Origin of the sequence: Streptomyces sp. SID5785, assembly GCF_009870065.1 — a bacterium.
GTDB lineage: Bacteria > Actinomycetota > Actinomycetes > Streptomycetales > Streptomycetaceae > Streptomyces.
Window position 1 is genome coordinate 1 of sequence record NZ_WWIA01000556.1, and the last position, 14,411, is coordinate 14,411.

Sequence of the window (14,411 nt, forward strand, 5' to 3'; positions counted from 1 at the left end):
TGAAGCGGCTCGTGTTCATGGGCGGGGCCGCCGAGGTGCCGGGCAACATCACGCCGGTCGCCGAGTTCAACGCGTGGGCCGACCCGGACGCCGCGGACCTCGTGGTGTCCTCGGGCATCCCGTACACGATGGTCGGGCTCGACGCGACGCACGGCTGGCGCTTCACGAAGGAGCACCTGGCCGTCCTCGAGGACGCGGGCGAGGGCCAGGCCCTGACCGCCCGGCTCATGCGCTTCTACCTCGACGCGTACCCGGAGGCCGAGGGCAGCCCGCTGCACGACCCGCTGGCCGTCGGGGTCTGCGCGGACGAGTCGTTCGTCACCGCCGCCGACGGCACGGTCGTCGTGGAGTGCGCGAGCGAACTCACCCGCGGCAAGACCGTCTTCATCCCCTACGACAGCGACTACCCGCGCGACTACTACACCGAGTCCCCGCTCGTCGCCGCCCGCACCGCGCACCGCGGCCGGGTGGCCCTGGGCACCGGTCCGCGCGACTTCACGGCCGATTTCGTGGCCGCGCTCCTGAAGCGGCCCGCCGTCGTCTGAGCACGCCGCGACACAACATGTGGGCCCGGCACAGAAGTCCGGCACAACATGTATGCTCGCTCTCGCTGTCGTCGCAGGGGAATCCGGTGCAAGTCCGGAGCTGTCCCGCAACGGTGAACGTATGGCCGCAAAGGCCGCGTGAGTCCGAAGACCTGCCGACGGTGCGCCCGAGCCGACCGGCCCGGGCGTCTCAGACGTCCGGGCCTCGCGGAATGGGCCGGTGACGCGGGTGCCCCCGTGCGCGCCCGGGCCACTGCTCCCTTCGCAAGGCCCCGAGCCGAGCGAGGGAGAGCCCCCAGTGACCATCGCGCCCGCCGATCCCGTCTCAGCCGCGCCCGAGGCCGCACCCGAGGCCGTGGCCGACGCCCCCGGCACCGCGCTGCTGCGCACGCTGACCGAGCTGACCGCCGACCTGCCCGACGCCGACCCCGGCCGGGTCGCCGCCGCCGCGCTGCGCGGCCGGTCCGCCCGGGCCGACGAGGCGGAGCTGCGCGAGCTCGCCACCGAGGCCGCCGCGGGTCTCATCTCCGAGGACCCGGTGTACTCCCGGCTCGCCGCCCGGCTGCTCACCCTCTCCGTCGCCGCCGAGGCAGCCTCGCAGGGCGTCACCTCCTTCACCGGCTCGATCGCGGTCGGCCACCGCGAGGGCCTCGTCGCGGACCGCACCGCCGACTTCGTCGGCCGGCACGCCGCGCGGCTCGACGCGCTGATCGACACCGCCGCCGACGACCGCTTCGGCTACTTCGGGCTGCGTACCCTGCACAGTCGCTACCTGCTGCGCCACCCGATCACCCGCAAGGTCGTCGAGACGCCGCAGCACTTCCTGCTCCGGGTCGCCGCGGGCCTCGCCGAGGACGACTCGGCCCGCGCGCTGGACGAGGTCGCCGCCCTGTACGGCCTGATGAGCCGCCTCGACTACCTGCCCTCCTCCCCCACCCTCTTCAACTCCGGCACCCGGCACCCCCAGATGTCGAGCTGCTACCTCCTCGACTCGCCGCTCGACGAGCTGGACTCGATCTACGACCGCTACCACCAGGTGGCCCGGCTCTCGAAGCACGCCGGTGGCATCGGCCTCTCGTACTCCCGCATCCGCAGCCGGGGTTCGCTGATCCGCGGCACGAACGGGCACTCCAACGGCATCGTGCCGTTCCTCAAGACGCTCGACGCGTCGGTCGCCGCCGTGAACCAGGGCGGGCGCCGCAAGGGCGCCGCCGCCGTCTACCTGGAGACCTGGCACTCCGACATCGAGGAGTTCCTGGAGCTGCGGGACAACACCGGCGAGGACGCGCGCCGCACCCACAACCTCAACCTCGCGCACTGGATCCCGGACGAGTTCATGCGCCGGGTCGACGCGGGCACCGACTGGTCGCTGTTCTCGCCGGCCGACGTGCCCGAGCTCGTCGACCTGTGGGGCGAGGAGTTCGACGCCGCGTACCGGCGGGCCGAGGCCGACGGGAAGGCACAGCGCACCATCCCGGCCCGCGATCTGTACGGCCGCATGATGCGCACCCTCGCGCAGACCGGGAACGGCTGGCTGACCTTCAAGGACGCGGCCAACCGCACCGCCAACCAGACGGCGGAGCCCGGCCACACCGTCCACTCCTCGAACCTGTGCACCGAGATCCTGGAGGTCACGGACGACGGGGAGACGGCCGTGTGCAACCTCGGCTCGGTCAACCTGGGCGCCTTCGTGGACACCGAGCGCGGCGACCTCGACTGGGCGCGGCTCGACGAGACGGTCCGCACGGCCGTGACCTTCCTGGACCGCGTCGTCGACATCAACTTCTACCCGACCGAGCAGGCGGGGCGCTCCAACGCCCGGTGGCGCCCGGTGGGCCTGGGGGCGATGGGCCTCCAGGACGTGTTCTTCCGGCTGCGCCTGCCGTTCGACTCGGAGGCGGCGCGGGCCCTGTCGACCCGGATCGCCGAGCGGATCATGCTCGCGGCGTACGAGGCCTCGGCGGACCTCGCCGAGCGGCACGGCCCGCTGCCGGCCTGGGAGAAGACCCGCACGGCGCGGGGTGTCCTGCACCCCGACCACTACGGCGTCGAGTTCACCTGGCCGGAGCGCTGGGCGGCCCTGCGGGAACGTATCGCCACGACCGGGATGCGCAACTCCCTGCTCCTCGCCATCGCCCCGACGGCGACGATCGCGTCCATCGCGGGCGTCTACGAGTGCATCGAGCCGCAGGTCTCCAACCTGTTCAAGCGCGAGACGCTCTCCGGCGAGTTCCTCCAGGTCAACTCGTACCTGGTCCAGGACCTGAAGAAGCTCGGCGTGTGGGACGCGCAGACCCGTGAGGCGCTGCGCGAGTCCAACGGCTCGGTGCAGGGCCTGACCTGGGTGCCCGAGGACGTCCGCGCGCTGTACCGCACGGCGTGGGAGATCCCCCAGCGCGGTCTCATCGACATGGCGGCGGCCCGCACCCCGTACCTGGACCAGGCACAGTCACTCAACCTGTTCCTGGAGACGCCGACCATCGGCAAGCTCTCCTCGATGTACGCGTACGCCTGGAAGTCGGGCCTGAAGACGACGTACTACCTGCGCTCGCGCCCCGCGACGCGTATCGCCCGGGCCGCCGGCCGCGCCGCCGTCCCGGTCCCCGTCCAGACCGTGTCCGAGCCGGACGCGGTCGCCTGTTCCCTGGAAAACCCCGAGTCCTGCGAGGCCTGCCAGTAATGACGTCTTCTTCCGCTTCCTCCGCGTCTCCCGAGAAGAACCTCCTCGACCCGGGCTTCGAGCTGACCCTGCGCCCCATGCGGTACCCGGACTTCTACGAGCGCTACCGGGACGCCATCAAGAACACGTGGACGGTCGAGGAGGTCGACCTCCACTCGGACGTCGCCGACCTCGCGAAGCTGTCGCCGGGTGAGCAGCACATGATCGGCCGTCTGGTCGCGTTCTTCGCGACGGGTGACTCGATCGTCGCGAACAACCTGGTGCTCACCCTCTACAAGCACATCAACTCCCCCGAGGCGCGCCTGTACCTGTCGCGGCAGCTGTTCGAGGAGGCCGTGCACGTCCAGTTCTATCTGACGCTGCTCGACACCTATCTGCCCGATCCGCAGGACCGGGCGGCGGCGTTCGCCGCGGTGGAGAACATCCCGTCGATCCGCGAGAAGGCCGAGTTCTGCTTCCGGTGGATGGACTCGGTGGAGAAGCTCGACCGCCTGGAGACGCAGGCCGACCGCCGCCGCTTCCTGCTGAACCTGATCTGCTTCGCGGCGTGCATCGAGGGACTGTTCTTCTACGGCGCCTTCGCCTACGTGTACTGGTTCCGCAGCCGCGGCCTGCTGCACGGCCTGGCGACGGGCACCAACTGGGTGTTCCGGGACGAGACGATGCACATGTCGTTCGCGTTCGACGTCGTCGACACGGTCCGCAAGGAGGAGCCGGAGCTGTTCGACGACGCGCTGGAGCAGCAGGTCACCGACATGCTGCGGGAGGCGGTCGACGCGGAGCTGCAGTTCGGCCGCGACCTGTGCGGTGACGGTCTGCCGGGCATGAACACGGACTCGATGCGGCAGTACCTGGAGTGCGTCGCCGACCAGCGCCTGCAGCGGCTCGGCTTCGCCCCCGTGTACGGCTCCGAGAACCCCTTCTCCTTCATGGAGTTGCAGGGCGTCCAGGAACTGACCAACTTCTTCGAGCGCCGGCCCTCGGCGTACCAGGTGGCCGTGGAGGGCTCGGTCGGTTTCGACGAGGACTTCTAGGCGACCTTGGTGAACTCGGCCTGGCGGGAGGTGCGTTCCGCGTCCCGCCGGGCCGCGCGGAGCTCCCGGTCGATCCGGCGGTCGCGGACGATCCCGTAGAGGGAGGGGGCGGCGAGGAGGAGGAAGACGGACAGGACGGCGAGGTAGTTCATCGCTGTGTTCATGTCCTCCACTCTCCCGCCGGGCGCCGCACCCCGGCAGTGGCAGGACTGTCATGGAACCTCGAATTCCTGCCAGGCCTGAGGCACACTGGACGGCATGCTGAAAAACGTGGCCGCAGTGCTCCTCGACGGTGTGCACCCCTTCGAACTCGGCGTCGTGTGCGAAGTGTTCGGCCTCGACCGCAGCGACGCCGGGCTGCCCGTGTACGACTTCGCCGTGGTCTCCGCCGAGGGCCCGTCCCTCGGGACTCACGTGCCCGGCATGACGGTCTCGACGCCGTACGGGCTCGAGCGCCTCGAGGAGGCCGACCTCGTCGCGATCCCCTCGGCCGGCCGGCGCTTCGGGGCCTACCCGCCCGAGCTGCTCGACGCGCTGCGCCGCGCGGTCGAGCGCGGCGCCCGCGTCCTGAGCCTGTGCGCGGGCGTCTTCGTGCTCGGTGAGGCGGGGCTGCTCGACGGCCGGCGCTGCGCGGTGCACTGGCGCTACGCGCGCGAGCTCGGGATCCGCTTCCCGCGCACCCGGGTCGACCCGGACGTGCTGTACGTGGACGAGGGCCCGGTCGTGACCTCGGCGGGCACGGCCGCCGGGATCGACGCCTGCCTGCACATCGTGCGCACCGAGCACGGCACGGAGGTGGCCAACGCGATAGCGCGCCGCATGGTCGTCCCGCCGCACCGCGACGGCGGCCAGGCGCAGTACGTGGAGCGGCCGCTGCCTGCGGCACGCTGCGACACCGTCGGCGACGTGCTCGTGTGGATGGAGCGGCACCTCGACGAGCCGGTGTCCGTGGAGGAGCTGGCGGCGCGGGCGCACATGTCGCCGCGGACCTTCGCCCGCCGCTTCCAGCAGGAGACGGGCACCACCCCCTACCGCTGGCTGCTGCGGCAACGGGTCCTGCTCGCCCAGGAGTTGCTGGAGCGCACGGACGAGACGGTGGACGCGATCGCCGCGCGCGCCGGTTTCGGCAACGCGGCGGCGATGCGCCACCAGTTCATGAAGGCGCTCGGCACGACACCGAACGCCTTCCGGCGGACCTTCCGGGTGCGCTCGGCGGCCTGACCCCGACCGGCCCCCGAGCGGCACCCCAGGATCTGTCCGGCGCTACCGCGCCCGCACCTGGAGCCGCGCCGACCTGGGCTGGAGCGTGATCCCGATGCGGGCCGTGCTGTCCGTCTCCTCGGTGGCCACCAGGCGCCACTTCTGCACCACCGTGCCGAGGATCACGGCCATCTCGGCCATGCTGAAGTGGTCCCCGGGGCACTTGCGGTTGCCGACGCTGAAGGGGGCGTGGGCGGCGGGCGTGACGTCGGCGGCCCGCTCCGGCAGCCACCGGTCCGGGTCGAAGGACAGATGGTCGGTGAATGCGCGGGGATCACGCTGCATGGCCAGCGGGCTGTAGAGAATGTCCGTACCGGCCGGAATGCGATACCCACCGAGTGTCGTGTCGACGGTCGCGAGCCGGGTGAGTATCCACACGGCGGGACGTATCCGCATCGACTCGGTGATGAGGTTCCGCATATATGCGAGTTCACCCAGATCACCGAATGCGACCGGTCGGCGTCCGCCTGTCACGGATTCAACTTCTTCGCTCAACCGCTTTTCGTGCTCGGGGTGTTCGGCGAGGAGCTGAAAGACCCATGTCAGGGTCTTCGCCACATTCTCGGCGCCCGCCACGACGAGCGACACGACCTGATCGTGGACCTCCTGTTCGTCGACCGGTTCCCCGTTTTCGTCTCGGTCGTCGAGAAGCGCGGCGAGGAGGTCGTCCGTCGCCACGCCCGAAGCCGTCGCCGCCCTGCGCTCGGCGATGATCTCGTCGACCATGCGGTGCAGATCGGCCAACGCATGCTCGAACCGGCGATTGGCCGGAAGCGGCAGCCGGTAGAGCGGGCCGAAGGAGAGGATCATCCGCCGGTACAGCCCCTCGAAGACCGTGTGCAGGGCCGCGGCGAGCCGGTCGGCCCGCTCGTCGATGGAGTCCACCCGGAGCAGGGAGCGCGCCACGACGCGGGTCGCCGTGCGGAACACCTCGGCGCCGAGGTCGACCGTCTCCCCGTCGGTCCACCGGTCGGCCGTGCGGCGCGCCTCGTCCTCCATGACGGCCGCGTAGTCGTGGATCCGGTCCATCCGGAACGCGGGCTGGACGGCCCTGCGCTGACGCCGGTGCAGCGCGCCGTTGCTGGTCGCGACGCCCTTGCCGAGCAGGACGCCCATGGTGTCCCACAGGGGTCCGCCGACGGCGAAGTCCGGGCTCCGCAGGAGCGCGGCGACGAGCGACGGGTCGCACACCGCGTAGGCCGTGCGCGGGCCGAGCCGCAGCCGGACCACGTCACCGCCCTCGCGCAGTGCGGTGAGGAAGCCGAGCGGATCACGCAGCAGGCTCCCGGCGTGGCCGAGCATCGGCACGGCGCCGGGTGCGAGCGGCGGCGCGCCGGGGTCGGCCGGCCGGGCCCCCAGGGTCGAGTCGACGGTCATGCGCATTCACCCACCTGATCGGGCTGTTCGTCGGGCTGTGTGTCGGACGGTGCCTCGGGCCGTTCGTCGCTGACGTACGGCGGGGTGGACCGGTCGTCCCAGCTGTCCACCGCATAACGGCCCGATTCGTGATGGAACCAGTAGACGGAACTGAACCAGTTCCGCATATTCCCCACGCACGACCTGATGGCGTCCGCGAGTTCTTTTCCGTACTCCCCCAACTGCTCGGTGGATTCGGCTATCCGCTCCACTTCCTCTTCGGCCGCGAGGAAATCGTCGATGGTGCCCTGCACCCTTCGGCGGACTTCCACCACGGCTTCCTGGAGGGAAAGGCCCTCGTGCTTGATGAGGCTTATCCCGAGATTGTGGAGTTCTTCTCCGGCGAGTTCTTTGGGGAGTGAGCAGAGGTCGTTGTACCACGCGGCGAAATCCTGGCAGGCAAGTGCCGCACGGATGAACGACTCGTTCTTCCTGACCCAGGACGGCAGTTCGTACCGCGCGGTCGGCTCCAGCAGGTCGAGCCAGATCCAGTGCGCGAACGTGTTCCTGCGCAGGGCGATGTACTCGTCCACCGTCGGGACCGTACCGGTCATCCGGTTGTGGAACTCCTGGTCGTACGCGTCGATCACGACGTGGAAGTGCCGGGCGAAGCGTGCGTTCCAGGTCCGGCTCAGGGAGCCGTAGAGCCGGTCGACGCTCTCCGCGAAGCCCGCGACCAGCGGGTCCTTGTGCTCGAGATGGAGCTGCGGGGCCTCGGTGGCCGCGTGCAGCTGGACGGCGAGCCGCCGCCAGCTCGCCGTCCTTCCGTGGATCACGTCGCGGTCGTGCCGGTCGTCCCAGACGAAGAACCACGCGCTGTAGTCGCAGATCGCCGACAGCACGTCGTCCGGCGCGCCGAGGTAGTAGCCCGCCATCAGGTCCGTGTAGCACAGGCCATCGGCATATTTCTCCACCTTGTCGGCGGGCATCAGTCGTTTCTCCAGCAGCCAGGAGCGGGTCTTCTCCTGAAGCCTGGGCCAATACGGGTGCAGGTTGCGAGGAAACGCATCCTCGATCGCAGGCAGCGCCAGCGCCGGTGGGACCACGGTCTCCGGATAAGCAGCCACGAACAAACCCCTCTCTGCCACCTGTCGGCGTACGCCCGCCGGCTGTGCCGGGCGCGCGCCGTTGCGTATCCCCGCGCTTTCTATTCAGCACCACAACTGACCGTTCTGGGAACGGATTTGCTCCCCTCACTACCCCCCTCCGCCGGAATCGTCCCCTTACATGACCGAATCTGGGTCACCTGCGGCCGATCCTGTTCGCACAAGCGCCCGCCCGCGACCGGTTCCGGTACACATCCCGTACACCGGGCCGTAGACGTCGGCGGACCCGACACGACGGCGCCCGGCCGGATGTGATCCGTACCGGGCGCCGCTCGACGCTCAACCGGCCCCTGCGGGGCGGGAGTCGGTGCTACGCGTTGGGCACCACCTCGTACCGCGGGGTGCCCTCCTCCATCTGCTTCAGGGCGTTCTTCCGCTCACGCTTCGACAGGCGGTCGATGTACAGGTAGCCGTACAGGTGGTCCGTCTCGTGCTGGAGGCAGCGCGCGAAGTAGCCCGTGCCGCGCACCGTGATCGCGTTGCCCTTCTCGTCCTGGCCGGTGACCACCGCGTAGTCGGGCCGGGCCAGCTCCGCGTACGCGGTCGGCACGGACAGGCAGCCCTCGTTGGAGTCGTCGAGGCGGCGGCGGTCCGCGGGCAGCTCCTGGAGCACCGGGTTGCACACGACGCCGGTGTGGCGCACGCCCTCGTCGTCCGGGCAGTCGTAGACGAAGACCTTCAGGCCCACGCCGATCTGGTTGGCCGCGAGGCCCACGCCCTCGGCGGTGCGCTGGCTGGCGAACATGTCGTCGACCAGGGTCTCGAGCTCGGGGCCGAACGTGGTGACGTCCTGGCACTCCTTGTGCAGCACCGGGTTCCCGACGACCGTGATCGGACGCGAGGTGCCCCGCTCCCGGTACGCCGCCTCCCGCGCCTCACAGTCCTCGGTGTCGATGACGAAGCCCTCGTCGTCCACGGGGAGCACGCCGGCGTGCTGCTTCTCGGTGTCCTGCTGCGCCATGAGGGACGTGAGCCTTCCTGAGATACGGGAACGGTGCCCTTACAGGGTACGGGGCCCCCGGCCCGCGGCGGCGGCCGGAACGGCGTCAGCAGACCTCTTCGAGGTCCCGCCAGTCGCGTGAGTCCGGCGCGTCCGCGACCCAGCCGTCCAGCAGCCCCCGCACCAGCGAGGCCGGCGCGGCCACGCCGCACTCCCGCTCCGGCACCCACAGCTGACCGTCGGTGCGGTGCCCCAGCGGCCCGGGGTGCCCCGGCTCGCTGTGGTCGTGCGGGTCCAGGTGCGTCCCGTCCCCCTCGTCCGACGGCATCCGCGACTCCGAGCACGTGCGGCACAGCAGCCGCACCGACGACGACCAGTCCTCCGCCGCGAACCCGGCGTCCGCCGCCAGGCGCTCCAGCGCGTCCCGGTCGGACTCGGCCTCCGCCTCCAGGAGCACGACCCAGGTCGGCACCGGCGACGGCGCCCACAGCTCGATCTCGTCGAACACGGGGTACGCGTGCCCGGTCGCCGTCGTCCGCTCGCCGTGCGGGACGCCGTCGTGCAGCACGACCTCGCCCCAGCGCCGCCCCGAGGACGGCAGCGGGATGGAGAGCACCTCGATACGCGCGGGGTCGAGCCGGCGCCCCCAGACGACCTCGGCCTCGCCCTCCGGGGACAGCCGCACCGCGGCGCTGCCCAGGTCCATGCCGGTCGGCTCGCCCGCGACGGCCGCGCCGCCCGGGACCTTCAGGCCGTACGCCTGCCAGGCCCGCCGGGCCAGCGGCCAGTCCTGCAGGGCGGTGGCGGCGATGCCCACGTTCCACCAGTCCGGGGCGCCGGTCTCGCGCTCGAGCAGGGCCACGGCGCGCAGGCCCGCGCTGCGCGCCTGCTCCCAGTCGTGCCGGAACTTGTGCAGCAGCGCCAGATTGAACCAGGACTCGGAGAGCCACGGCTCCAGGTCCGCGGCGCGGGTGAGCAGTGCGCCCGCGTCCTCGTACCGGCCGTCACCGATCAGCGTGAACGCGCGGTCCGTGGCCTGTCGCCACGAGGCCGAGGGCCGGTGCCGTCCCTTGCCGAAGATCCTCACGATTCCCGCCTGCCGATTCTCGAGGCCTGTGCCCCCGGACACACCCTGTTCTTCGGGCTCATTCGCATCCAACCACGGACGGTCGGACGCCCGCTCATTACCCACGGGTTACCCAGCCTGCCCCAGGCTCAGACCGGGCCGCGAGACCACTCTGGCCAGGGCTTCCACCACCTCTGGCTGATAATCGCGGCCGGTGCCGAGACGGAGCCGTTCCAGGGCCGCAAGCGGCCCCTGGGGACCCTCTTCCCTCGCCATCTCCTCGTACGCGTTGGCCGCCCGCACGATGCGCGCGGCGACTGGCTGCTCACGGTACGGGTCGGCCTGCCGCTCGACCACCGTGGCGACGCGGGCGTCCACCCCGGTCTGCCGGACCACGGCGCCGCCGAGCAGGGCGATCCGGCGCTGCCGGTCGGCGGGCAGCGCGGCGGTGGCGCCGTCGGTCACCGGGTCGAGCAGCGAGAGCTGGCCGATGTCGTGCATGAGGGCGGCGTACTCCAGGACGGTCAGCTCGGGCTCCGACAGGCCCAGGTCGCGCCCCACGGCGCGGCTCAGCGCGGCCACCCGCAGGGCGTGCCCGTGCGGCGTGTACCCGGCGATCTCGGTGGCGCGGGCCAGCGAGGCGATGGTCTGCCGGTAGGTGGCCCGGACCGAGGCGTAGCGCCGGAAGGCCAGCTGGGTCAGCAGGAGCGGCAGGCTGATCACGGGCAGGGCCCACAGCCCGGCGACGGCGACGGCCAGGGCGCTCACCGCCCCGGTCGCGCAGACCGCGGAGCCGATGCCGGGCACGGCCCGCAGCTCGTCGCGCAGCAGCGGGCCGAACGGCCAGCCGGTGCGGGCGTGCGCGAGGACGGCGGCGAGCACGGCGTCGCACAGGGCGATCAGGGCCAGCAGGCCGACGACGAGGAGCGCGTAGCCGGGTCCGTCGCCGACCCACTGGGCGAGCCGGCCCTGGGCGTAGAGCGGCTGGAAGCAGACGGCGGCGAAGCCGACGGTGAGGACGCGGCGGGCCATCTGGTCGGCGGTCGGTCCGGTGCCGCGCGCGATGTGCGGGACACAGCCGACGAGCGCGCCCGCCAGGGTGACGGCGACGATCTGGAACGTCCCGTGCCGGGCCGAGTCACCGGCGACCTCGCCGAGCAGGGCGTACGCGAGGGCGCCCGCGGTGCCGAGCGGTGCGGGCTCGCGGTCGCCGGTCCGGCCCCAGCGGGCGAGCTCGCCGACCGCGACCAGGACTCCGAAGGCGAGCGCGACACCACGGTCCTCGACACCCCGCCAGGCGGTCACGGCGAGGGCGACGAGCGCGAGGGCCGCCGCGACGGTGTGCACGCCCACGACGAGCGGGGAGCACGGCCGGGGCGCCCTGGTGCGGGGCGCGGGTCCGCGTGGCACGCGCCCCGTCACGGCGTGGCCGCCCCCGGGGCGGGCACGGACTCGGTGCGCGGGGCGGGCGGCAGGGTCTCGTCGGCCGTGACGACCGGGTGCCAGCCGTCGCGGCCGAGCACCCGCCCCAGTGCGCCGACCATCTGCGGGTCGAACTGGGACCCGGCGCACCGCTCCAGTTCGGCCAGTGCGACGGGGACCGGCCGGGCGCGCGAGTAGGTCCGGGTGGACGTCATGGCGTCGAAGGCGTCGGCGACCGCGACGACCCGGGCGAACTCGGGGATGCGGTCACCGGCGAGCCCGTACGGGTAGCCGCTGCCGTCGAGCCGCTCGTGGTGGTGCAGGATCGCGGCGCGGGCCTCGCCGAGGAACCCGATGCCGCGCACCATCTCGTGCCCGTACTCGGGATGCAGTTCGATCACCTTGCGCTCCTCGGGCGTCAGCGGGCCGTCCTTGCGCAGCAGCCGGGTGGGGACGCCGAGCTTGCCGACGTCGTGCAGGATCCCGGCGAAGCGCAGCACCTCGACGCGGTCCTCGGCCATCCCGAGCTCACGGGCGATCAGCATCGAGGCCTGGCCGACGCGCTCGCTGTGGCCGCGGGTGTAGCCGTCCTTGATGTCGACGGCCTGGACCAGCGCCCTGATGGTGGCCTGGTGGGCGGCGCGCTCGCGCTGGTACTGGGCGAAGACCCAGCAGGAGATGTACATCGGCAGCAGGACGAGCAGCGAGGCGAACGGCCCGTACGGACCGGCCCACAGGACCGCCATCATCATCCCGGCGAGTCCGTGCACGGCGACGGGGGCGAGGGTGCGCGGGAAGAGACCGCGCCAGGCGGTGCGGGGCGGGACCCGCTCGGCCGTCACGCGGATGCCGCCGTCGAGGAGGGTGAGCACGGCGCAGAAGACGAGCGCGCCCGCTCCGCAGGGCACGAGCGCGTACGGGAGACGGGGCGCGGAGACGGCTGCTGCGCCGCCGAGCCGGTCGAAGGCCTGGGCGGCGGCCCAGCCGGCGAGCGCGAGCCGGGCGGGGCGCCACATCCGGCGCAGCGCTCTGGGCCGCTGGTCGACCCGGGCGAGCAGGGCGCCGGGGACGGCGACGAGCGCGGCGGCGGCCGGGGGAAGCAGAAACGCTCCTGCAAGCAGGACGGGAAAGAACGTGCCCATGTCCCGGGGAGCCCGCCGCCCGATGATCCGGCAACGGCCCGCGTGCTCGCAGCCCGCGTAGACCGCGGCGAGCAGGGCGAGCGCGGGCCAGGCGGTGTCCGCGGCGAGCGCGGGGGCGGCACAGACGAGGCCCGCACCCAGGGCGAGGAGCACGAAGGCGCAGGCCACCGGCGGAACCGACCGCATGCCCCAACTCCCTCCCCGTGGCGTTCAGTTCACGGAGAATAGGACGGTCGCCGCGTCACCGGGGACGCATCGGGGGGAATACCGGGGCCGAGGGCCCCGGATTAGCACGATCGGGTGAACCGACTGACGCACGGAGCTGACGCGGGAGACGAACTCCCGCGTACCGCACGGCACTTCCGGCGGGCGGTCGCAGCGCCCCGGCCGGGTCGTACACCCGGCCGGACGGCCGGATCCGCTCGCTCAGGCGAGCGAGTTCCCGAAGCCGTCCTCCGGGGTGACGTCACCGGAGCGGATCAGGTCGATCCGGCCCATGACCTTCGCCCGCAGGTCGGCCGGCACGTCGTCGTGCCCGCAGCACCGCTTCACCAGCTTCTTCACGGCCTGCTCGAGGCCGTACTTCTCCAGACACGGGGAGCACTCCTCGAAGTGCACCTCGAACTTGGTGCAGTCCGAGTCCGGCATCTCGTGGTCCAGGAACTCGTAGAGATGATCGAGAACTTCACTGCAGTCCGTCTCGTGCGGCTCTCCGCAGCTCATGAGCCCGAGCCTTTCGCTTCGTTCGACTCTCCGGCACCGGCGGGGACGAGCCCGCGGTCACGGGCGTAGTCCTCGAGCATGCCGCGCAGCTGGCGACGGCCCCGGTGGAGCCGGGACATCACCGTCCCGATGGGTGTCCCCATGATGTCCGCGATCTCCTTGTACGCAAAGCCCTCTACGTCCGCGAGATACACGGCGATGCGGAATTCCTCGGGAATCGCCTGCAGCGCCTGCTTCACGTCCGAGTCGGGCAGGTGGTCGAGCGCCTGCGACTCGGCGGAGCGCAGACCGGTCGACATGTGCGACTCGGCCCGTGCCAGCTGCCAGTCCTCGATCTCCTCGGCCGCACTGCGCTGGGGCTCGCGCTGCTTCTTGCGGTACGAGTTGATGAAGGTGTTCGTCAGGATCCGGTACAGCCACGCCTTGAGGTTCGTGCCCTCGCGGAACTGGTGGAACGACGCGTACGCCTTCGCGTACGTCTCCTGGACCAGGTCCTCCGCGTCCGCCGGGTTGCGCGTCATGCGCAGGGCGGCGGAGTACATCTGGTCGAGGAATTCCAGCGCGTCCCGCTCGAAGCGCGCGCTGCGCTCGGCAGCCGACTCCGCGGGCACGGGCTGGTCCGCCTGGCCGTTTTCGGTCCCTGCGTCGGTCCCTGCGACCGGACCCACCTCCTCCGACGACGTCGCGAGACCCGGAGAGGTCCCACTCGAATCGGAGGATAGACGACGATCCGGTCCGCCCGCCGCCCGAAGAGGAGCGTTCTTGGCCGCGCTCAGCACGCTCCACTCCAGGTCAGGAGCGGTGGCGCGGCTCGGGCAGATGGTCGAACCCATGCGGCGGACTTCCTCTCGTACGACTGTGCACCGACAATCCGCACAACAGCGATCCCGGCCGCGGCATTCCCGCGGCGCGGACCCGGCCTAACGAAGTGACCGAGCCCACCCCGCGACGGCCCCGGTGATCGTCCCCAGCGTCTCCTCCGCGCCGACGGGCGCCCGCTTCGGCACCGCGAACCCGTGGTCCCCGTAAGGCACTTCGACGAGCTCGTAGTCGCCGGGCCCGGAACGCTCCGGGAAC

General features: G+C 71.7%; 13 protein-coding genes, 1 pseudogene and 1 riboswitch. Of the genes and pseudogenes, 4 read left to right on the forward strand and 10 right to left on the reverse strand.

Annotated features, from left to right (window positions below):
* The 3 genes from GTW43_RS17965 to GTW43_RS17975 all read left to right on the forward strand — a co-directional run.
* Positions 1 to 545: nucleoside hydrolase (locus GTW43_RS17965; RefSeq protein WP_161303036.1), on the forward strand; the 545-nt coding region annotated here is incomplete at its 5' end.
* 35 nt (positions 546 to 580) lie between these two features.
* A riboswitch (cobalamin riboswitch) is annotated at positions 581 to 720 on the forward strand.
* A gap of 123 nt (positions 721 to 843) precedes the next feature.
* Positions 844 to 3,225: a ribonucleoside-diphosphate reductase subunit alpha gene (locus GTW43_RS17970; RefSeq protein WP_161303037.1), complete on the forward strand. Its 2,382-nt coding sequence runs from the start codon at positions 844 to 846 to the stop codon at positions 3,223 to 3,225.
* Positions 3,225 to 4,259, forward strand: a complete 1,035-nt coding sequence (locus GTW43_RS17975) for a ribonucleotide-diphosphate reductase subunit beta (RefSeq protein ID WP_202501594.1) — start codon at positions 3,225 to 3,227, stop codon at positions 4,257 to 4,259. Before GTW43_RS17970 ends, GTW43_RS17975 begins: the two co-directional genes overlap by 1 nt.
* On the opposite strand, the gene GTW43_RS17980 is transcribed toward GTW43_RS17975, so the two are convergent.
* A complete protein-coding gene (locus GTW43_RS17980; RefSeq protein ID WP_161303038.1) occupies positions 4,256 to 4,423 on the reverse strand; it encodes a hypothetical protein in 168 nt (55 codons plus the stop codon). The genes GTW43_RS17975 and GTW43_RS17980 overlap by 4 nt on opposite strands.
* 94 nt (positions 4,424 to 4,517) lie before the next feature.
* Here GTW43_RS17980 and GTW43_RS17985 point away from each other — a divergent pair, with 94 nt between their 5' ends.
* Positions 4,518 to 5,480 carry a helix-turn-helix domain-containing protein gene (locus GTW43_RS17985; protein ID WP_161303039.1) on the forward strand — a complete coding sequence of 321 codons (963 nt, stop codon included), beginning with the start codon at positions 4,518 to 4,520 and terminating at the stop codon, positions 5,478 to 5,480.
* A gap of 42 nt (positions 5,481 to 5,522) precedes the next feature.
* On the opposite strand, the gene GTW43_RS17990 is transcribed toward GTW43_RS17985, so the two are convergent.
* The 9 genes and pseudogenes from GTW43_RS17990 to GTW43_RS38110 form a co-directional block, all read right to left on the reverse strand.
* Complete coding sequence (locus tag GTW43_RS17990) at positions 5,523 to 6,896, reverse strand: cytochrome P450 (RefSeq protein ID WP_161303040.1); 1,374 nt, start codon at positions 6,894 to 6,896, stop codon at positions 5,523 to 5,525.
* On the reverse strand, positions 6,893 to 8,002 hold the full coding sequence (locus GTW43_RS17995) for a multidrug MFS transporter (RefSeq protein ID WP_343246043.1): 1,110 nt from the start codon (positions 8,000 to 8,002) through the stop codon (positions 6,893 to 6,895). Before GTW43_RS17995 ends, GTW43_RS17990 begins: the two co-directional genes overlap by 4 nt.
* 349 nt (positions 8,003 to 8,351) lie before the next feature.
* Positions 8,352 to 9,002, reverse strand: coding sequence for a peptide deformylase (gene def / locus GTW43_RS18000; RefSeq protein WP_161302459.1), 651 nt, complete (start codon positions 9,000 to 9,002; stop codon positions 8,352 to 8,354).
* A gap of 85 nt (positions 9,003 to 9,087) precedes the next feature.
* Entirely contained in the window at positions 9,088 to 10,068 is a 981-nt protein-coding gene (locus GTW43_RS18005; protein ID WP_161302458.1) for a tetratricopeptide repeat protein, read from the reverse strand.
* Positions 10,069 to 10,176: 108 nt separating this feature from the next.
* Positions 10,177 to 11,394 carry an HD domain-containing protein gene (locus tag GTW43_RS18010; RefSeq protein WP_343246012.1) on the reverse strand — a complete coding sequence of 406 codons (1,218 nt, stop codon included), beginning with the start codon at positions 11,392 to 11,394 and terminating at the stop codon, positions 10,177 to 10,179.
* A gap of 71 nt (positions 11,395 to 11,465) precedes the next feature.
* A complete protein-coding gene (locus GTW43_RS18015) occupies positions 11,466 to 12,797 on the reverse strand; it encodes an HD-GYP domain-containing protein (RefSeq protein ID WP_161302456.1) in 1,332 nt (443 codons plus the stop codon).
* 240 nt (positions 12,798 to 13,037) lie between these two features.
* Positions 13,038 to 13,334, reverse strand: a complete 297-nt coding sequence (rsrA, locus tag GTW43_RS18020; RefSeq protein WP_161302454.1) for a mycothiol system anti-sigma-R factor — start codon at positions 13,332 to 13,334, stop codon at positions 13,038 to 13,040.
* Entirely contained in the window at positions 13,331 to 14,002 is a 672-nt protein-coding gene (sigR, locus tag GTW43_RS18025; protein ID WP_343246011.1) for an RNA polymerase sigma factor SigR, read from the reverse strand. Before sigR ends, rsrA begins: the two co-directional genes overlap by 4 nt.
* A 252-nt stretch (positions 14,003 to 14,254) precedes the next feature.
* Positions 14,255 to 14,411: pseudogene (locus GTW43_RS38110) on the reverse strand (hydrolase); the annotation flags it as partial.